The sequence below is a fragment of the Sphingopyxis sp. JAI128 genome (genome assembly GCF_014207235.1).
Classification (GTDB): Bacteria; Pseudomonadota; Alphaproteobacteria; order Sphingomonadales; family Sphingomonadaceae; genus Sphingopyxis.
Window position 1 is genome coordinate 33,276 of record NZ_JACHDA010000001.1, and the last position, 20,826, is coordinate 54,101.

The 20,826-nt window shown below is 63.1% G+C and carries 13 protein-coding genes; 11 read left to right on the forward strand and 2 right to left on the reverse strand.

What is annotated here, in order from left to right; genetic code table 11:
- Positions 1-14 precede the first annotated feature (14 nt).
- The 6 genes from HDC35_RS00150 to HDC35_RS00175 all read left to right on the forward strand — a co-directional run bounded on the left by HDC35_RS00150 (position 15) and on the right by HDC35_RS00175 (position 10,652).
- Complete coding sequence (locus HDC35_RS00150; protein WP_184642870.1) at positions 15-2,021, forward strand: acetyl/propionyl/methylcrotonyl-CoA carboxylase subunit alpha; 2,007 nt, start codon at positions 15-17, stop codon at positions 2,019-2,021.
- A gap of 113 nt (positions 2,022-2,134) precedes the next feature.
- A complete protein-coding gene (locus tag HDC35_RS00155; protein ID WP_184642871.1) occupies positions 2,135-2,506 on the forward strand; it encodes a tRNA-binding protein in 372 nt (123 codons plus the stop codon).
- Between the two features lie 331 nt (positions 2,507-2,837).
- Positions 2,838-7,292: a hypothetical protein gene (locus HDC35_RS00160; protein WP_184642872.1), complete on the forward strand. Its 4,455-nt coding sequence runs from the start codon at positions 2,838-2,840 to the stop codon at positions 7,290-7,292.
- A gap of 250 nt (positions 7,293-7,542) precedes the next feature.
- Entirely contained in the window at positions 7,543-7,911 is a 369-nt protein-coding gene (locus tag HDC35_RS00165; RefSeq protein WP_184642873.1) for a small multi-drug resistant family protein, read from the forward strand.
- Between the two features lie 4 nt (positions 7,912-7,915).
- Complete coding sequence (locus HDC35_RS00170) at positions 7,916-9,202, forward strand: glycosyltransferase family 39 protein (RefSeq protein ID WP_184642874.1); 1,287 nt, start codon at positions 7,916-7,918, stop codon at positions 9,200-9,202.
- Positions 9,192-10,652 (forward strand): UbiA family prenyltransferase, encoded by a 1,461-nt coding sequence (locus tag HDC35_RS00175; RefSeq protein ID WP_184642875.1) that lies wholly within the window; start codon positions 9,192-9,194, stop codon positions 10,650-10,652. The genes HDC35_RS00170 and HDC35_RS00175 overlap by 11 nt, the downstream gene beginning before the upstream one ends.
- Before the next feature lie 235 nt (positions 10,653-10,887).
- On the opposite strand, the gene HDC35_RS00180 is transcribed toward HDC35_RS00175, so the two are convergent.
- Positions 10,888-11,652 carry a cyclase family protein gene (locus tag HDC35_RS00180; protein ID WP_184642876.1) on the reverse strand — a complete coding sequence of 255 codons (765 nt, stop codon included), beginning with the start codon at positions 11,650-11,652 and terminating at the stop codon, positions 10,888-10,890.
- A gap of 109 nt (positions 11,653-11,761) precedes the next feature.
- Here HDC35_RS00180 and HDC35_RS00185 point away from each other — a divergent pair, with 109 nt between their 5' ends.
- Entirely contained in the window at positions 11,762-13,387 is a 1,626-nt protein-coding gene (locus HDC35_RS00185; protein WP_184642877.1) for an MFS transporter, read from the forward strand.
- A 45-nt stretch (positions 13,388-13,432) separates the two neighbouring features.
- The gene (gene alr / locus HDC35_RS00190) at positions 13,433-14,482 is read left to right on the forward strand and encodes an alanine racemase (RefSeq protein ID WP_184642878.1); all 1,050 of its coding nucleotides are present in this window, start codon (positions 13,433-13,435) and stop codon (positions 14,480-14,482) included.
- A 121-nt stretch (positions 14,483-14,603) separates the two neighbouring features.
- Here alr and HDC35_RS00195 read toward each other — a convergent pair whose 3' ends face one another.
- Positions 14,604-17,585, reverse strand: coding sequence for a TonB-dependent receptor domain-containing protein (locus HDC35_RS00195; protein ID WP_260397368.1), 2,982 nt, complete (start codon positions 17,583-17,585; stop codon positions 14,604-14,606).
- Between the two features lie 525 nt (positions 17,586-18,110).
- Here HDC35_RS00195 and phaR point away from each other — a divergent pair.
- From phaR to HDC35_RS00210, 3 genes are read left to right on the forward strand one after another with little or no spacing between them, the layout of a single operon-like run.
- Positions 18,111-18,650 (forward strand): polyhydroxyalkanoate synthesis repressor PhaR, encoded by a 540-nt coding sequence (gene phaR / locus HDC35_RS00200; RefSeq protein WP_184642879.1) that lies wholly within the window; start codon positions 18,111-18,113, stop codon positions 18,648-18,650.
- Between the two features lie 38 nt (positions 18,651-18,688).
- The gene (locus tag HDC35_RS00205; protein ID WP_184642880.1) at positions 18,689-20,215 is read left to right on the forward strand and encodes an aminoacyl--tRNA ligase-related protein; all 1,527 of its coding nucleotides are present in this window, start codon (positions 18,689-18,691) and stop codon (positions 20,213-20,215) included.
- Positions 20,215-20,826, forward strand: coding sequence for a DUF805 domain-containing protein (locus HDC35_RS00210; protein WP_184642881.1), 612 nt, complete (start codon positions 20,215-20,217; stop codon positions 20,824-20,826). The genes HDC35_RS00205 and HDC35_RS00210 overlap by 1 nt, the downstream gene beginning before the upstream one ends.

Below are 20,826 nucleotides of genomic sequence, written 5' to 3' on the forward strand. Positions count from 1 at the left end.
GAGGGGAGTGAAGAGTGTTCAAGAAAATCCTGATCGCCAACCGCGGTGAAATTGCCTGCCGCGTCATCAAGACCGCGCGCCGGATGGGCATCGCGACCGTCGCCGTCTATTCGGACGCCGACGCGCGCGCGCCGTTCGTGCGGATGGCGGACGAGGCGGTGCATATCGGACCGTCGCCCGCGTCCGAATCCTATCTGATCGCCGACAAGATCATCGCGGCGTGCAAGGCGACGGGCGCCGAAGCGGTGCATCCGGGTTATGGCTTCCTGTCGGAGCGCACCAGCTTCGCCGAGGCGCTCGCCAAGGAAAATATCGCCTTCATCGGCCCGCCGGTGAACGCAATCGCCGCGATGGGCGACAAGATCGAGTCGAAGAAGCTCGCGAAGGAAGCGGGGGTCAACGTCGTCCCCGGCTTCGTCGGCGAGATCCGCGATACCGAGCATGCGGTCGAGATTTCGAACGAAATCGGCTATCCGGTGATGATGAAGGCGTCGGCAGGCGGCGGCGGCAAGGGCATGCGCCTCGCCTATGACGAAAAGGACGTCCGCGAAGGCTTCGAGGCGACGAAGCGCGAGGGGCTCAACAGCTTCGGCGACGACCGCGTCTTCATCGAGAAGTTCATCCTGAACCCGCGCCATATCGAAATTCAGATTCTCGGCGACCAGCACGGCAATATCCTCTATCTCAACGAGCGTGAATGCTCGATCCAGCGGCGGCACCAGAAGGTCGTCGAGGAAGCGCCGTCGCCCTTCGTCACGCCCGAAATGCGGAAAGCGATGGGCGAACAGTGCGTCGCGCTGGCGCGGGCGGTCGGCTATTACAGCGCGGGCACGGTCGAGCTGATCGTCTCGGGCGCCGACCCGACGGGCGAGAGCTTCTACTTCCTCGAAATGAACACGCGGCTTCAGGTCGAGCATCCGGTGACCGAAGCGATCACCGGCATCGACCTGGTCGAGCAGATGATCCGCGTCGCCGCGGGCGAGAAGCTCGAGATGACGCAGGACGACATTAAGATCGACGGCTGGGCGATCGAGAACCGCGTCTATGCCGAGGATCCGTATCGCGGCTTCCTGCCCTCGACCGGTCGCCTCGTGCGCTACCGCACCCCCGTTCCGGCGTGGGAGGGCGGGGAACGCGGCGTCGATGGCGTCCGCGTCGATGCGGGGGTCATGGAGGGTGGCGAAGTGTCGATCTTCTATGACCCGATGATCGCCAAGCTTATTACCTGGGCGCCGACGCGCGACGCGGCCGCCGACTTGCAGGTCGCGGCGCTCGACCGCTTCGAACTTGAAGGGCTCGGCCACAATATCGACTTTTTGTCGGCGATCATGCAGCATCCCCGCTTCCGTTCGGGCGAACTGACGACGGGCTTTATCGCCGAGGAATATCCCGAGGGTTTCGACGGCGCCGATACCGGCGAGGATGTGGAGCGCACGCTGGCGGCGATCGCGGGTTTCATGGCGTCGGCCGAGGCGGATCGCGCGCGGCGGACCGACGGCCAGCTTGGCGACCGGCTCGACCCACCCGCCAAATGGCAGGTGACGATGGGCGGCGCGAACCACAAGGTCAAGATCGGCCACAAACATATCAAGGTCGATGGCGACAGGATCGACATCGCGCTGGAATATACGCCCGGCGACCGGCTGGTCGTGGCCGGGATCGACGACAGCGAATTGGCGGTGAAGACCCTGAAGACGCGCACCGGCTGGCGCATGACGACGCGCGGGCGCGTCCACGACGTGCGCGTTCTGCCTTGGCATATCGCGCCGCTCACCGCGCACATGATCGAAAAAATCCCGCCCGATCTCTCCAAATTCCTCATCTGTCCGATGCCGGGTCTGCTTGTCGCGCTGCATGTCGGCGAGGGCGACAAGGTCGAGGCGGGGCAGCCGCTCGCGACGGTCGAGGCGATGAAGATGGAGAATATCCTGCGCGCCGAAAAATCGGGCGTTGTGAAGAGCGTCAATGCGGCGCAGGGCGATAGTCTCGCGGTGGACGCGGTGATCATGGAGATGGAGTAGCGCGCCCTCGTCCTTCTCGCGAAGGCGGGAACCTGGCTAAAGCTGGGAAGAAGCTGGATGGGGTGGAGAGCCGCGTGTCTCTCCGCGCCCTGACGGGATGGTGGAGAGTTGGAATGCACCTGAATCACGACGCAGCAGCCCCCGCGGGCGAACCCATTGCGTTCGACGATTTCCTTCGCGTCGATATTCGCATCGGCACGATCGTGGAGGCCGAACCCTTCCCCGATGCACGCAAGCCGGCGTTCAAGTTGAAGATCGACTTCGGTCCGGCGATCGGCGTCAAGAAGAGCAGCGCGCAGATCGTCGCGCGCTATGGCCTTGAAGAATTGCCTGGGCGACAGGTGGCGGCAGTGGTCAATTTTCCGCCGCGCCAGATCGGCAAATTCATGTCGGAGGTGCTGACGCTGGGATTTGCAGACGAGGAGGGGGACGTTATCCTCTTTGCACCCGACCATCTCGTGCCCAACGGGTCGCGTCTGTTCTGACAATTTTTAGCTGCTAGGGGGTAGCGCCTCGTCGCCCCGGCTAAGGTCCGGAACGACGACCGAGAATATCCTCCTTTTCGCGTAGCGATGACCGATAGGGCAGCCGCCGGGGTGCCGCATTGCCGGACTGTCGCCCGCTCTGGACCAAGCCGCGGGAACATACCGGCCGTCCACATCGTCGGCCGTGCCCGACATTCCTCCGGAGAAAGGCGGTGCGACGGCGCGCAAAATAGGATTTTTCCTATCTTTCCTACAATATATGTTCCTCTTACGTTCCAAATCGAATCAGCTCAATCTCCATCTAAACTGCTGATTTGAAAGAGGATCACCAATGACCATCTCGACTTTTTCCTTTTCCAACGCCACAGGTCCTTATGCTCCCTCCCAGAGTGATGGCGGCGTGACGACGCATGATTTTGTCGTATCGGGTCCGGGCGCCACCTTTGACGGCACCTATCTGAACCTGCCGGCGGGCAGCTATCTGACCGCGGGGATGGCAGGGATTGCCCTGCCGACTGATGCCGATCCGGCGAAAACACAGACCCCCGAGGAAATCACGCTCGAATATGTCGGGATCCTGCCCGCCGACGAGAGCCCGCTGGTGTCGCTCTTCGACTATGGCGATGGCCGCCTCGATCTTTATGCGCACTGGGATAGCGGTCGCCTGCGCGCCAATTTCGAACGCAACGGCACCACGGCCATGATCGACAGCATTGCGGGCCTTTCGACGACCGCTGAAGAGCGCGTCGGATTGCGCTATGTTGACGATCCCTCCGGCGCCGGCGGCACGGTAACATTCCTGCGTAACGGCGTCGCATTCGGTCCCAGCCAGACGATCGCATTCAAACCGCGCATCACCCCCAATGCGGTGCTCGAGTGCAATGCATCGCTCGGCAACACCGCGAACAGCCGTGCACAGAAGGTCCGCGAGATCAAACTCACGCTTGGCGCGCTGACGACGACCAATCCTCCCGGCGGCGGCGGCAATGACGACGGCAAGAGTTCTACCTTTGCCTTTCCTGCCGCGACGGGCCCCTATGCGCCGGTGCAGGCCAATGGCGGCGTGACGACGCAAAGTTTAGCCGTCTCGGGCCCGGGCGCGACATTCGACGGCACCTATCTGCAGTTGCCGGCCGGAACCTATCTGACCGCCGGGAATGCCGGCATTGCACTGCCGACGGATGGCGATCCCGCCAAGACGCAGACGCCCGATGACATCACTCTCGAATATGTCGGCATCCTGCCGGCCACGAACAGCCCCCTCGTTTCGCTCTATGATTATAACGATGGCGAGATTTCGCTCTATGCGCATTGGGACACCGGCCGCCTGCGCGCCAACTTCGAACGCAACGGCACGCGGGCGCAGATCGACAGCATCGGGGGTCTTTCGCTGACTGCCGAGGAACGCGTCGGCCTGCGCTATGTCGACAATCCATCGGGCGCGGGCGGCACGATCACCTTCCTGCGCGACGGTGCCGCCTTGGGAGCAAGCCAGACGCTCGCCTTCAAGCCGCGGATCACGCCCGACGCGGTGCTCGAATGCAACGCCTCGCTCGGCAACATCGCGAACAGCGGCGCGCAAAAGGTCCGCGAGATCAAACTCACCCTCGGAACCCAGACGACGACCAATCCTCCGGGCGGCGGCGGGGGCACCTTTACCGTTTATGGCAAGCCCGGAACGCGGTTTCCGCTCGACATCCCGATTTCGGGAAGCGCGGGTACCTACGCCCTGACGATCCCGTCGGGGTTGGCGGTGCAGGAGCGCGTCGCCTCCAACACACTTATCGACCGGATATCGGCTTACGCTTTCCCGAACACCGGACCGGATTACGCCCCGACCCAGACCAATGACGGCGTCACGTCCAATTCGCTGGTCACCGTCGGCTCGGGCGCGAGTTTCGACGGGACCTATTTGCGGCTGCCGGCGGGAACCTACCTGGCCGCCGGCGCGCTCGGGATCGGCCTGCCGACCAGTTCGGATCCGGCAAAAACCCAGACACCCGTTGCGATCGAACTCGAATTCACGGGCATTCTGCCCGCGAACCAGAGCCCGCTCGTCTCGCTCTTCGACTATGGTGCCGGCGAATTTTCACTGAACAGCCACTGGGACACGGGGCGCCTTCGCCTGACGATGCAGCGCGACGCGCAGAGCATCCAGATCGACAGCGTCGGGGGTCTTTCGACTACGGCGCAGGAAAAGGTAGGCGTGCGTTACGACGACAATCCGGCCGGCGCGGGTGGCACCATCACCTTCCTGCGCAACGGCGCGCCCTTTGGCCCGAGCCAGGCGGTCGCGTTCAAGCCCCGGATCACGCCCGACGCCGAACTTGAACATAATGCCTCGCTTGGCAACACGAGCAATTCGGTCGCGCAGAAGATCGCCAACCTGTCGGTGACGATCGAGATGGCAGGGCAATCCTATGCCTTTCAACCCGTGACGTCGGGAACGATCTCGGCCGCGCAGCTCGAGACGCTCCATGTCGATGCCACCGGCATATCGTCGCCGCAGGCGGCAAAGACCATCTCGGTCGCGCCGACAGGCGGCACGGCCTTTACGGTCGATGTGATCGTCGGCCCGGTCGTCGTGGCGGCAGGGCAGGCCTATCGCGCAGTACTCGAAAACTGGAACAGTGGCAGCCGTGTCGATCATCCGGATGCGCTGGTGATGACGCGCCCGTCGCGCCAGAATTGCCAGTTCGAGGACAGCTTCCTGCGCGCCAATCAAGCGCCGTGGATGGAGTGCCTTCCCGAAGGCGCGGCGCCGACGATTGGCGGCATCGCTTATTATTGCGAGGCGATCCGGTCGGGCAGCTATATCCAGTTCCAGTTCGGCTATGACTGGACGGCGGCGGCGATGCCCGACAATCCATTTGGCGATCCGGCTGGCAAGGAAAGTTATATGGTGCCGCACAAATGGCGCATCGAGGACCAGGCGGGCAATGTGCTGGCGACGGTGGAACGTCCCGATGGCGGGCCGCTCAATGGCACCGACATCCCGCGGATTTTTTCGGGCAGTTATGACGGCAGCGGCGCCGCGATCACCAATGCGACGAACAAATGGTACCCGCACGGCACCGTCCGGTCCGGGGTGATCTGGCGTTCGGGAACGCCCGGCGCCTATGACCAAGCGGCGATCGACGCCAACCTGCCGCGCTATGATGCGGCCGTTCCCTATGGCTCGCATACCCATTTTTCGAGCAACGGCTTCGATGTCCGTCTGTTCGGATCGGACGGATTCAACGGCTTCGGCAATACACGGGTCATGCCCTATCAGCCGACCGACCATGCGACGCTGGTTCCGCAGGCGGGGGTGACAAACGATCCCTACAAGGGCTCGCTCTACGCCGCCTCGTCGCTCGCGGCGGTCGCATCGACCTGGCTGCGCTATACGCCGTTCAACCAGTGCGGCCGCTCGCCGATCACGGGTCCGGGCGGCGTACGCGACGATCGCTGTGCGATCGCCGAACCGGTTGCAGCCTATATGCACGACATCGCCTCGCTTCGCCCGCACGACGGTACGCCGCGAGCGCTGATCGCGCTCGATTATCTGACCGCCTACGCCAGCGATCCGTTCCATTGCTTCGAGGGTGGGCGCAATGTGCCGCTGTTCAAGGGGGCCAATGCCGCCCGCGACATCGGGCTGCGCGGCCATTATTATGGCTATGGGTCGGGTTCGCGCCCTGCGAACAAATCCTATTATGTTCAGGGCGGCCGTCAGTACGACATGGCAGATAGCTATAATCCCTGGTCGTCGAAGGTGCCCTATGGCGGGATGGCGGCGGACAAGCCCTATTTCGGAACCAACGAAATCGACCTGCCACACGCCCACCAATTCCCGCACTGGGGATCGCTGCTGTGGAAATCGCCGGAGTTCGCCTTTCTGGGCCACAAGCTCAGCGACCAGGCGCGGCTGTACGAGAATTGGATCCTCTCGAGCCCGTTCGGCGACCCGAACCTGTTCGCCGAACGGGGGGCAGCGTGGCAGTTCCTGCACGCGGCGCTGATCTGGAAAACCGCGTCGCGTAATTCCGATCGCCTCTATTCGCGCGACGAAATACTGACTTTCGTCGTTCAGGATTTCGAGATGTTCAGCGCGGCGCACAAGACGTCGAACCCCGGGTTCGACAATCCGCCATCCAACGTGATGGTCGGGGGCAGTGTCGACGATACGCGGGCCATCTATGCCGCGACCCACCGCTTCGGTGTGTGCGGACTGCACGATGGCGATGTCGCCCAGCACGACTTCTACATCGGATATTGGCTGACGGCGCTGGGAATCGCCGAGCGGATCGGTTTCAACGCCGCCGTTCGGGCGCGGTCGGCGACCGCGGGTGCGGTGCTCGACTGGCTGATCGCCAAGCATCGCCAACGGATCGTCGGCCGGATCAATGCGGCGGCCAATACCGACTGCGGCACGGGTACGCCCTATCTGCTGAGGATATGGAGTCGCGCCAGCCTGACCGCGGCAGGCGGCAACGTCGCCAGCCTGCCGCAGGGCTATGCGAACCTTGCGGCGGTCAATGGCACCAATGCGTCATGGGATGTGTTCCAGGAAGGCGGCAACATCGGCACCCGCGACGGACAGGCCATGGATCAACTGATCGCCGGACCCTCGATCCTGAAAAACCAACTCGGTCAATCGGGGAGCGACCTCGACCTGGCGGCGGCCACCGTGGCAAGCTGGCGAAGCGAGAAGATCACACAGCAGGATCTGCTCGGTCCGAACGGCGCGGGAACGAGCTGGTTTCGCTATCTCCAGGTCGTGCATAACCCAGCGATTTCCTGATGACCTCGATCGCATGAGGGACGCGCCGGTACAATCCGGCGCCGACTGATTGCCAAAAGTGAAGGGCGGATCGTCATTGACGCTCCGCCCTTCATTTTTGCGCATTTCCGGACCGTTTTTGTCCGGCGACAGATTGCGCGAGGCAATGCGGACCATTGCGCGGGAATTGGCTCGACATTTTGCTCGAAATTAACCTTATCTTGAGCCGACGCGACTAGTCGCAAACCGCTGATAGACCGAAAGATTGTTCATGACAGTACGCCTGTTCCTGCTGATCCTCGCAAGCGTAAGCCTCTCGGCGCTTGCGCAGCTTGCGCTCAAGATCGGGACGACCGCTGCCGCTGGCGGCCGAGCGACGGGCATTGGCGGTGAAATTGGCGGGCTGGCACAGTCGCCGATGATCATACTCGGCCTCGGTCTCTATGGAATCGGGGCGCTACTCTGGCTCTTCGTCCTCGGTCGTGCCCCGCTGTCGCTGGCCTATCCTTTCGTCGGGATCGGTTTCATCCTGACGATGCTCGCCGGCGCCTTCTGGCTGGACGAAAGCATCAGCGTCGCCCGCCTCGCGGGAACCCTGTTGATCGCCATCGGCTGCGTGCTGGTCGCCCGCTCGGCGTAGACCCATGATTCTGCAGGCCTCAACCATTCAGCCGTCGATACTTGAGCGTTCACCGCGCGCCTGTTCGATGTGGCTCGCCGCGATCGTCCTTGTCGCCGTTGTGCTGAGAGTGGCGGGCGCGTGGGTCCTGAAACATCCACTCGATAGCGATTCGCTCGCCTATTTCACGATGGCCCAAGGCCTCGCCGAACGTGGCGAGCTTGCGGATATGTACGGTCAGAAGGCCTTCTACAGCGCCGGTTACCCCTTGCTTCTCGCTCCCTTTTTCAAGGCGCTGGGCAGTTCGGTTGGCGCGGCGATAGCGGTCAACCTGCTGTTGTGCGCGGTGAGCATCGGGTTGATCTACCGGCTCGCGATCGCGCTGTCCGGACATCGCGGCGCCGGGCTGATCGCCGCCGCCATCTATGCTTTGTGGTTTCCGGGCGTCTGGAACGCGACGATGCTGGCAAAGGAAAATCTCTCGACCCCGTTGCTGCTTGGCATTGCGCTGTGCGCGGTTGCGATCGCGCGCGGCTACCGCCCTGCCGGAACCGCGCTGGTCGCCGGCCTTTTGTGGGGCGCGGCACTGGTCACGGGCGGTTCGGCGCTGCTGCTCTGCTTCGGCGTCGCCACCGCGCTGTTGATGCTCTGGCGCGCGCGGGGCCGCTTTGCGCCGGCCTTTTCCGCGGGGCTGTGCTTCATTGCCGGCGCCGCGCTGGTGCTGGCCCCCTGGCTCTATGCGACCAGCCAGATGGTCGGCCGCCCGGTTCTCACCACCAACGCAGCGTTCAACCTGTATCTCGGCCACAACCCCGCCGCGACGGGCAAATTCGTGAGCATCGCCGACACGCCGCTCGCAAAGGATTGGGAGGCGACGCGGCTGCGCCTCGGCGAGGTCGGAAATGCCGACCGCCTGCAGGCCGAGGCGCTCGACTGGATCGAAGCCAATCCGGGCAGGACGGCCGAACTGGCCGCACTCAAACTCGCCTATTTCTGGCAGCCCAATCTGCCCGACGCGAACGATTTCGCGGCATCGAAGGCCGTCGCCTCGATCCGGCTCTTCGAGGTTGCACAATATGGGCTGATCCTGCTGTTCGGGCTGCTCGCCTTTCGTTCGCGGCAGATCGCAAGCGACGGCAAATGGATTTTTGCCGCCATGATCGCGGGCTTCTGGTTGATCCATGCCGCAGCCTATATCATCACCCGCTACCGTGATCCGGCGATTCCGATGCTGATCGTCATGGCTGCCATCCCGGTTGCGGCCTGGATCGAACGGCTTCCCGCGCGAAGGGCCCTACGCGATGCTGCATGAACGACCCGACCGCGATGATGAGGCCGTGCCGCTGTTCGTCGATGTCGACGGGACACTGACGCGCGCGGATATCTCGCTCGAAAGTTTCGTGCGGATCGCGCGATCCGGCTGGTTGGCGATGATCGCGGTGCTGGCATGGCTGGTCGCCGGCCGTGCCGTCGCCAAGACGATGGCTGCGCGGCGCGACCGCATCGATGCCGCGCGGCTGCCGTACCGGCAAGAGGTGCTCGGTCTCATCGAGCAGGCCAAGGCCGAAGGCCGTCCCGTGATCCTGGCGAGCGCAAGCCATTGGCGGCACATCCGCCGCATCGCCGATCATCTGACGCTGCCGGATCCCGTGATCGCGACGCGCGGCCGTTCCAATCTCAAAGGTGTTGCCAAGCTGGCTGCCATCCGCGCCCGTATCGGCCCCGATACGCCGTTCGACTATGTGGGCGACAGCCGTGCCGATGCCTCTCTATGGCGTGAAGCGCGGCGTGGATGGTCGGTCGGCCATATCCCGCCGCGATCGGCGGTCGAACGCCTTGGAGACCCGCGCCCCGGCGCCGTCCGGGCCATTATAAAGGCAATGCGGCCTCACCAATGGGCTAAGAACGCACTGGTGATGGTGCCGGCGTTCACGTCGGGGGAGTTTGTGAAACCAGCCGTGCTCCCGACGGCGGTGGCAGCCGCGTTGCTCATGTCGCTGATCGCCTCGTCGATTTATTTGCTGAACGACCTCCTCGATATCGACTCCGATCGCGCGCACCGTACCAAATGGAAAAGGCCGCTTGCGCATGGCGATCTCCCGATTCCCGCCGCGCTGGTCTTGTCCTTGCTCCTTTCGGCGGCGGGGCTTGCCGGGGGGTGGCTGCTGGGTGGCCCGGAACTGACCTTCTGGCTCCTTGCCTATATGGCGATCACGACCGCCTATTCGTTCCGGTTGAAAGCGGTGATGGTCGGAGATGCCATTATACTAGCCTCGCTCTACACGATCCGTATCTGGATCGGCGGGGTTGCGATCGGGGTGGCACTCAGCTTCTGGCTGCTGCTCTTCTCGGTTTTCCTGTTTCTGAGCCTCGCCTATCTGAAACGTTATGTAGAGATGCGCGACGCGATCGAACCGGAACGCCTGTTGAGCGGGCGCGGCTACGTCGGCGGTGACCTTGACGTGGTGATGATGTCGGGGATTTCGGCCGGGATGGTTGCGATCCTCGTGCTCGCCCTGTTTGCGCACGACCCGGCAACGGCGGAACATTATGCGCTGCCTGAAATGCTATGGCTGCTATGTCTGCCGCTGATTTATTGGCTGAACCGCATCTGGATGATGGCCCGGCGCGGCGAGGTTGAGGGGGACCCGGTGGCCTTCGCGATAAAGGACGGGCGGAGCCTTCTCGTCGGTGCCGCGACGGCCTGCATCTTTCTTGGCGGCCTCTACGGCCCGGCGATCGTCGATCTGATAGCCGATTGAGGGCCGAAATCGGACCGAGGCTGGCGTGGGTTCAGTAACCGTCAGCCGATGGAGCGGCGCCTTGCGCGCCCGAACGGATCATTTGCCTTCAGACCATGATCCTGCGGCGCGGCGACGGCAAGTTTGCCGGTGCGCAAAGAGGAAAGTTCGATCGGAATTTCCGGCGAGAGGCGCGGTAAGGTTCGTGCCATACGCCGCGCCCACGCCGCAACCGGCCGGACGCGCCCGTCAGCGGTCAGCCCAGCAGCGCCACCGCCCTGATCCACCCCGCGCTGGCGCGCTCGATCTTTACCGGGAAACAGCTGAAGGTGAAGCCCGTCGCGGGAATTGCGGAGAGGTTGGTCAGCTTTTCGATCTGGTAATAGGGCCGGATGCGTCCGGCCTTGTGGCCTTCCCAGATGATCGACGGGTCGCGCGTCTCGGCCCAGCGCCGCGCGGTGTGGCTGAACGGCGCGTCCCAGCTCCAGGCGTCGGTGCCGACGACCTGCACGCCGCGCTCCGTCAGGTACAGCGTCGCCTCGGCGCCCATGCCGCAGCCCTGGTCGGTGAAATTATCGGTGCCATAGATCGCGCCCGACTGGACAAGCACGATGTCGAGCGGCTGGAGGTCGTGGCCGATGCGGGCGAGTTCGGCCTCGACCTCGGCGGCGCTGACGACATGGCCGTGCGGGCGATCCGAAAAGTCGAGCTTCACGCCGGGGCGGAAGAAGAGATCGAGCGGCGCCTCGTCGATCGAGGGGGCGCGCGTAGCGCCGCTGTCGGTGGTCGAATGATAATGCCAAGGCGCGTCCATATGCGTGCCGTTGTGCGTGCTCAGCGACAGCATTTCGACCGCCCAGCCTTCGCCGTCGGGCAGGTCTTCGCGCGTCAGCCCGGGGAAGAACATCGCGATCTGCTCCCATGTATTGTCATGGGTCATATAGGTGATGTTGGGGCGCATCACCGGCGGGTCGGAGACGACGCTGTTGGTGATCGGGATCGATAGATCGATGAACTGCATGAGCTCATCCTGCCACCGGATTGACGCTACGCCAAGAAGGCTTGCGCGGCGGCGCTTGCCCGGTAGAGAAGGGCGAAAGCCCCATGCAAAGCGGGGCGGGGGAGAGTATATGACCGAGAGTGCCGCCGCCGCCGGAAACGGGGCCGTTTACGAGCCGACCGCGAAAGATATCCGCATGGTCATCGCCGCCTCTTCGGCGGGCACGGTGTTCGAATGGTATGATTTCTTCATCTACGGCACATTGGCAGCGATCATCGGCAAGGCCTTTTTCCCCAGCGACAATGCGACGCTCGAAATCCTGCTCGTCTGGGCAGGATTCGCGGTCGGTTTTGGCTTTCGGCCACTCGGCGCAGTGCTGTTCGGTTTTCTCGGCGACCGGCTGGGGCGCAAATATACCTTCCTCGTCACCGTCACGCTGATGGGCATTGCGACAGCCGGAGTGGGCATGATCCCGTCGGCGGCGTCGATCGGCATCGTCGCGCCAATCATCGTCATCCTGCTCCGCGTGTTGCAGGGACTTGCGCTCGGCGGCGAATATGGCGGTGCGGCGATCTATGTCGCCGAACATTCGCCACCCGGAAAGCGCGGTTTCTACACCAGCTTCATCCAGGCGAGCGTCGTCGGCGGCTTCGTGCTCAGCTTGATCGTTGTGCTCGGATGCAAGGCGCTGATGTCCGACGCGGTGTGGGAAAGCTGGGGCTGGCGCGTGCCCTTCCTGCTCTCGCTGATCCTGCTCGCCATCTCGCTCTGGATGCGGCTCAAACTGTCAGAAAGCCCGGTGTTCCAGGCAATGAAGGCCGAGGGCGAACTGGCCAAGAACCCGCTCAAGGAAAGTTTCACCTATCCCGGCAATCTCCGCCGCATCTTCATCGCACTGTTCGGTATCGCCGCCGGCCTCACCGTGATCTGGTATACGGCGATGTTCTCGGGCCTGTCGTTCCTGAAAGGGCCGATGAAGGTCGATGATACCGCTGCCGAAATCATCGTCGGCTGCGCCGCCGCGGTCGGCATGGGTTTCTTCATCTGGGCGGGGCGCCTGTCGGACCGGATCGGGCGCAAGAAACCGATCGTCTGGGGCTATGCTGCGACGCTCGTGCTGCTGTTCCCGCTGTTCTGGTGGATGGGCAGCGTCGGCAATCCGGCGCTGTCGGCCGCCGCCGAACGCGCACCTGTGACGGTCACCGGTTCGCGGTGCAGCTTCGATCCGTTCGCGCAGAAACAGGAAACTGCCTGCGGCAAGACGCTGGGCGAGCTGACCAAGCTCGGCGCGCCTTACACCGTCGCCGCGACCGAGGGGGGCTTCGACAGTGTCAAGATCCGCATCGGCGACCGTGAGGTCGCGAGCGAGGATCCCGCGCTGCTCCAGCCCGCGCTCGAAGCGATGGGATATGATTTCGCGAAGCAGGTTCCCGACACCGGCAGCATTTTCATCATCTTCCTCGCGCTGCTCGGGCTCAGCGCGCTGTCGGGCTTTACCTATGGGCCGGTCGCGGCGCTTTTGTCCGAAATGTTCCCGCCGCATGTGCGCTATTCGTCGCTGTCGATCCCCTATCATATCGGCACGGGCTATTTCGGCGGTTTCCTGCCGCTGATCGCCAGTTTCATCATCGCGAAGACCGGCAATGCCTATGCTGGGCTCTGGTATACCTGGGGGGTCGTCCTCGTCGCTTTCCTCGTCACGGCTTTCATGTTGAAGGATCCGGTCGAGGGGCAATGGACCAAGTCCGCGGCTTGATCGCCCCCATTGGCGGAGCGCGCCAAGCGGTATAGGGGCTGGGGAATGATCGCCGTCCCTTCGCCCCTCCGCCTTCGCCTTTCATCCGAAGCCCTCGTCTCCAACTGGCGCTGGCTCGCCAAGCAGAGCGGTTCGGCGGCATGCGGCGCGGCGATCAAGGCCGATGGCTATGGGCTCGGCGCCCGCGCGGTAATGCGGCATCTCGCTGCCGCAGGATGCCGCGACTTCTTCGTCGCGACCTGGGCCGAGGCGGCGGCGTTGATGCCGCTTCTCGAGGGTATATCGCTGTCGGTCCTGCACGGCGCGGGGGCCGCCGACATGGTCGCGGCGCGCACGATCCCCGCGCGCCCGGTCCTTTGCAGCATCGAGCAGGTCCGGCGGTGGCAGCAGATGGGCGAGGGGCGGCCGTGCGACGTGATGGTCGATACCGGCATGAACCGTCTTGGGCTGCGCCCCGAAGAGGCGACTGGCGGCGCACTTGACGGACTGACGATCGAAACCCTGCTCAGCCATCTGGCCTCCGCCGATGAGGACAGCGAGCAGAATGTTCGTCAGTTGGCGGCTTTTTGCGCGATCGGGCAGGTCGTCCGCGCGCGTCGATACAGCCTCGCGAACAGCGCCGGCGTCTGTCTGGGCGCCGATTATGCTTTCGACCTGACGCGTCCCGGTATCGCACTCTATGGCGGCACGCCGCGCGCCGAGGCGGCGGGCCAATTGTGCCAGGTAGCTTTTCCCGAAGCGCGCATCTTGCAGGTGCGCAGTGTGCGCGAGGGTGAAACCGTCGGCTATGGCGCGACATGGACGGCGCGGCGCGCCACCCTGATCGTCGTCACCAATCTGGGTTATGCCGACGGCTATCTGCGATGCCATGCCGGGACGGGGGCCGGGGCGAGATGGCAGGGTCATGCCCTTCCGCTCGTCGGCCGCGTGTCGATGGACCTGACCGCATTTGATGCGAGCGATGCCGGCGCGGTCGACGAAGGCGACTGGATCGCGCTCGATTATGATCTGCAGTCGGTGTCGGCGGCGAGCGGATTGTCGCAATATGAATTGCTGACCGGGCTCGGGTCGCGCTTCGAGCGATATTGGAGCTGACCGGCGCGCGAGGGCGGACGGCCGGGGTTCGGTCGTTCGCTGCGCTATTTCGTTCGACGGTAAAAGAAAAAGGGCCCCGAACCTGCGTTCGGGGCCCAATTTTTCGTTCGATCCTTGCGGATTAGAACTTGAACGACGCGTTCGCGAAGAAGGTGCGGCCGCGATAGTCGTAACCCGAGTACAGCGGCGCGTTGCCGATGGTCGTGTAACCGACTGCCGAAATGCGCGGCGGCTTCGTGTCGAACAGGTTCTGCACGCCGACCGTCAGTTCATACTTCTCCTGGATGTTGAACTGGACCGAAGCCGAATGCAGGAAATAGTCCGCCGCTTCGAGATAATAATTATCACGATAGGACTGAACCAGATCCGGATCCGAAACGCCGGTGAGTTCGTCATAGGCGAAGAACTCGTAGGTCTTGTTGCGGTCGCCATCGATCCAGTCGAGGCCATAACGCAGCGTCACATTGTTGAAGCGATAGGTCGCGTCGAAGCTGCCAACCCAGTCGGGGTTCACAACCGTACCGTTCGAGTCGGTCAGGAACTCTTCGGGGAAGAGGCGGCTCGACTGTTCAGTGTACTTGGTGACGTTCGCGTTCAGCGTGAAACGGCCGCCGAACAGGTCGCGAGCGTAACGACCGTTGAACTCGAACCCCTTGCGGATGTCTTCCGACAGGTTGACGAAGCTGCTGGTCACGGTGAGCGCGTTGTTTACGTCGCGATCCACGAAACGGCAGAAGCCTTCGTTGGGGTTGAAGTTCGGGTCGCCGTAGCAGCGGTTCATGATCGTCGTCGCATCGAGATCGGCAACGCCGTTATCGACCTTGATGTCGAAATAATCGAGCGACAGCGAAAGCTGGCCGACCGATTCGGGCAGGACCGGGCGAACGACGACACCCACCGACCAGTTCTTCGAGGTTTCGGCCTCGAGGCCCGCATCGGCACCGCCGACGCGGAAGGTGGTGATGCCGCTGGTCTGCTGGAAGTCCGCCGGCAGGCCGATCGAAGCGCAGTTCGCCGCGATGATCTGCTGGTTCGGGCTCTGATCTGCCGGCGGCGGCAGATCGTCGCAGGGATCGAGCGTGCTGCCGAGGAAGCCGCTGGTCGCGCCAAGGAACTGTTCCGCAAGCGCCGGGGCGCGATAGGAGGTGCCATAGCTGGCGCGGACGCCGAAGCCGCGGATCGGTTCCCATTCGCCCGCAACCTTGAACGTCATGTCCGAACCATAGGATTTATAATCCGTATAGCGGGCCGATGCCGTCAGGTTGAGACGATAGAAGCCGGGCGTGTCGGCGAGGATCGGGACGAAAATTTCGCCATAGACTTCCTTCACGCTGTCCTTGCCGACCGTCGGTGTGCCGGCGGTCAGGCCGAGCAGATTGCCGTTGATCGAGTTCGGATCCGGCTGGTCGTTGATGCTCTGCTTGCGATATTCCGCGCCCAGCGCGAGCTGGACATCGCCGCCGGGCATTTCGAACAGCGGACCGTCGATGTTGAACGCGAAAGTCGTTTCGCGGAACTGGGTCTTGCCGATCGTGTTGACGAGGATCCAGTCCCGGAAATCCTGCGGAAGCTTCCCGCCGATCACGTCGGCCGAAAGCGCCGGCGCGGCAACGCAGTTCGGGTTGGTCGCGGCGCTGGCGCAGCTGAAGGTGCCATCGCCGTTGTCGACTGCGTCTAGCGAAGCGGCCATGCGATCGATCAGGAAGGATTCGATCTCATAAGTGCCATCGTTCCACGACTTGCCGACATAGGCGTCATAGCGCCACTGCGGCAGGAAGAAGTCGCCGCGAATGCCGCCCGACACGCGGGCATAGTCCACCTGCTGACGCGAATCCGTGAGGCCGAAGCCAATGAACCCGCGAGCGGCGACGAGCTTGCCACCCGAGGTTTCGTTCGGGTTGAGGAAGGCGCCGTTGCGAATGTCGGCGGGAAGCAGCGGGCTGCCCTGGACATAGTCGAGCGAAAGCTGACGATACAGGGGCGAAGCCGACTTGCGGCGCGTGACGAGCACTTCGCCATAGATTTCCGCGTCGCCAAGGATGTCGGTGCTGTAAGTACCCGAAAGATAGCCGGTGTAGATTTCGGCTTCGGTGATCAGCGGCTCTTCTTCCTGCGTCGGATCAAACGTGTCGCGGTCATAGTAACCGACACCCAGATAGCCGGGGAACGGGCCCGTCGTCTGGCCCGGGGCCGGAACGAAACGGTTGAAGTTGCCAACCGCGCCGCTGGTGCGGCCGATCCCCGGACGCGTCGGCAGGCCGAGCGTGTTGATCGTCACGCCGCCGTTGTCGAGCGTGAAACAGGGCGTGCCGTCGAAGCCGACACCATCGCCCGAACCGAATTCGGTGCCTTCGCCGGTCAGGTAGCCGCCGACCGGGCAGTCGAGCCACGAAACGTCGTTACGCGCCAGCTTGTCGCGCTTGCGATATTCGAGCGAGCCGATGATGTTCAGGCGATCGCTTTCGAAACCGAACGAGGCCGCGACGCGCTTGTCGACGCCTGCGCCCACTTCCGGCACGTTGACCTGCGCTTCGATGTTCAGGCCGCGCAGCTTGTTGTCGGTGATGATGTTCACGACGCCTGCGACGGCGTCCGAACCGTAAATCGACGAAGCGCCCGACTTCAGCACTTCGATGCTGCTGACGATCGCGGTCGGAAGGACGTTAAGGTCGGCCGCGAGGACCGAGCCGCGCGTGCCGCCGGGCGCCAGGCGGCGGCCGTTGAGCAGGATCAGCGTGCGGCTGGGGCCAAGGTTGCGCAGGCCGAGCGTGTTCGCGCCGGTGCCGCCGTCGGTGACGAAGCCACCGTAGAAGTTGTTGATCTGGCCCGAACCCTGGGTCACGGCGTTGCTCTGCAGCGCGTCGGCCGCGCTGTTGAAGCCCGCCTGGGTGATTTCTTCGGCGGTCACGACAGTGATCGGTTCGGCGACAGAGAATTCGTCGCGGCGAATGCGCGAGCCGGTGACGACGATCGCGTCGGTCGTGGCGGTATTCGTGGTGGTTGCCTCGTCCGCCGAAGCGGTGTCTTGGGCAAGCACAGGCTGGCTCACGGAAATTGCCACTGCAAAGGCAGCAGCACCCACAAGCAGGTGCGTCTTCATCATAGATAACTCCCCGGTTGGCCCGCTCGTAAATCGGAAAATGAACGGATTGCGTCGTAGAAAGACGGAAAAAACCGCCAGCACAAGCCCTGCGTGGCAATTTTGTGTCAGACCTCCTTCATGACGGTGGCGGTGTGTCATTTTGGCAACAGTGCGATGTGCCGGCGCGGGTTTGCTCGCGATAATATGCTTATGTTCCAGCGATATGAATCACCCTCCAGCTCGCTTCTCGGCGACGATAGTTTCGCTTGTAACATTATATGTGTAATAAAATTACGTTTTGGGTTTTTCGAGCTCGAGCAGGAAAGACACGGGCCGATCTCGACGAGCCGAGGGGCCTTGCGCGGCGAAGCGAGTGACTTTCGGTCCGCGAATGCGAAAGCGGCGAGCGAATCGCCATCGCGCCATCTGGGCTGGGCGGGCGGATGCGGCGATTGTTGCGACGCATCATTATTTGATGCTAATGCGCTGGCCTGTCCGGCGCGGCGCGGTCGCCAATGTCCCGGGATGCAAGGAGCGCAGGTCAAGATGGCGAAGTCCAGGACGGCGGCGGATAATGACGTTGTCACGATCAAGAAATATGCCAACCGGCGGCTCTACGATACCGAGCGCAGCTGCTACATCACGCTGGAAGATCTGGGCGCGATGGTGCGCGACGGCCGCGAATTTCGCGTCGTCGATGCGAAGAGCGGCGAGGATATTACGCATAATGTGCTGACGCAGATCATCATGGACGAGGAAACCCGCGGCGAGACCCTGCTGCCGGTGAATTTCCTGCGCCACCTGATCGGCATGTACGGCGACAAGATGCAGTCGATGGTGCCGCAATATCTGGAAGCGTCGATGGCGGCTTTCCGCAAGAACCAGCAAGATGTCCGTTCGGCGCTCGAAGGCGCGCTCGGATCGAACCCGCTGGCGGAAATGACCCGGCGCAACATGGAAATATTCCAGCAGGCGGCGGGGGCGTTCATCCCGGGGGCCGGCGGCAGCAAGGCCAAGGATGCCGAAATTGCGGCGCTGAAGGCCGAAATTGCCGAGCTCAAGTCGGAACTCGCCAAAAAGAAATAAGCGGGGCGCCCAGCCCCAGTGACGGAAAAACAAATATCATGGTCAAACATGCGCTCAGCGTAACCCGTCAGGCCGACTTCGCGGCCTGGTATCAGGATGTCATTGCCGAAGCCGACCTTGCCGAGGAATCGGGGGTGCGCGGTTGCATGGTCATCAAGCCGTGGGGATATGGCATCTGGGAACGCATCCAGACGGTGATGGACGCCGCGATCAAGGAGGCCGGAGTCCAGAACGCCTATTTCCCGCTGTTCATCCCCTTGAGCTTCTTTGAGAAGGAAGCCGACCATGTCGATGGTTTCGCAAAGGAAATGGCGGTCGTTACCCACCACAGGCTGATTGGTGACGGCAAGGGAAAGCTCGTGCCCGATCCCGAGGCGAAGCTCGAAGAGCCGCTGATCGTCCGCCCGACATCGGAAACCGTGATCGGCAATGCGATGAGCCGCTGGGTGCAGAGCTGGCGCGACCTGCCGCTGAAGGTCAACCAGTGGGCGAATGTCGTGCGCTGGGAGATGCGCACACGCATGTTCCTGCGCACCAGCGAATTCCTGTGGCAGGAAGGCCACACCGCGCACGCCGACAAGGATGACGCGATGGCCGAAACGCTGCGCGCGCTCGAAATGTATCGCGCCTTTGCCGAAGATGTGCTGGCAATGCCGGTAATCGCGGGCGAGAAGCCCGAGAATGAGCGTTTCCCGGGCGCCGTCGCGACCTATTCGATCGAGGCGATGATGCAGGACGGCAAGGCGCTGCAGGCCGGCACGTCGCATTATCTCGGCACCGGCTTCGCCGAAGCGGCGAACATCCGTTACCAGGACAAGGATGGTGGCCACAGTCTGTGCCACACGACCAGCTGGGGCACGTCGACACGCATGATCGGTGGCGTCATCATGACGCATGGCGACGATGACGGGCTCCGCTGTCCGCCGCGTATCGCGCCCCACCAGATCGTCATCATTCCAATGTTGCGCGAAAATGGCGAGGATGCCGCGATCCTCGATTATTGCCGCGATCTCGAAGCGCAGTTGAAGGCGCTCGACGCCTTCCGCGAACCCGTGCGCGTGCTGCTCGACACGAGCGGGGCGAAGGCGCAGACCAAGCGCTGGGGGTGGGTCAAGAAGGGCGCGCCGGTCATCGTCGAGATCGGGCCGCGCGATGTTGCCGGCGGCAATGTCGCGGTGATCCGCCGCGATCGGCTCTACAAGGCCGATGGCAAGCTCGACACGGCATTTGTCGGCAAGGGCGATTTCGTCGCCGCAGCCGCCGCGACGCTTCAGGATATCCAGACGGGCCTTCACGCCGAAGCGAAAGAGCGGCTCCACGCCAACATCCGCCGCGACGTCACCGACCTCGCCGCGCATTTCGCCGGCGATGAGAAGTTCGTTGGCTGGGCCGAAGTCCAATGGTCGCGCCCGACTGGCGCCGCGCTCGACGGGATCGTTGCGCAGTTGAAGGCGTTAAAGCTGACGATGCGCAACACCCCGCTCGATGCGGCGCCCGCCGAAGGCGCCTGCTTCTTCACCGGCGAGCCGGCGGTGGAGCGCGTGCTGATCGGCCGGACCTATTGATGCTGCGAGCGGCGCTGAAGGACGGTTATCTGGGGCTGTTCCGTTTCAGTGGCCGCATGGCGCTCGGTCCATTCTGGATTTACGCCGGCATCAACATGTTGCTCGGCGTAATCGCGCAGGCGGTCCTCTTCGACCCCTATATGAAGCAGATAGCGGGCGAGGCGCAGCGCATTGCGCAGGAGCATCCGGAAGATGTGACGATCCGGTCGGGTTCCGGCCATTATTCGGTCGAAATACGGGGAAACCATCTCATCGAAATGCCGGACATCGATACGTATATGGCTGGCACGGCATGGATCGGCTTGATTTTCTTCCTGTTGATGGCCGCTGCGGCGATGCGCCGTCTGCATGACAGCAATCGACGTGGATGGTGGATTTTGTTACCCGTGCCTTTCGTGGTCGCCGCGATCAGTCTCGCGCCATCTTTGTTGAACGGATGGGGGATGGAAGCGACGGCGGCCAATTCCGTTCCCGACATCGGTCCCTTTCTGAAATTCGCGGCGCTGACGGGGGCTTATATGCTTTCGCTTGTCGTCCTGATGTTTCTCCTCGCTTTATCGGGGACCAAGGGACCCAATCGTTTTGGCGATCCGCCGCAAGGACCGGTTTGA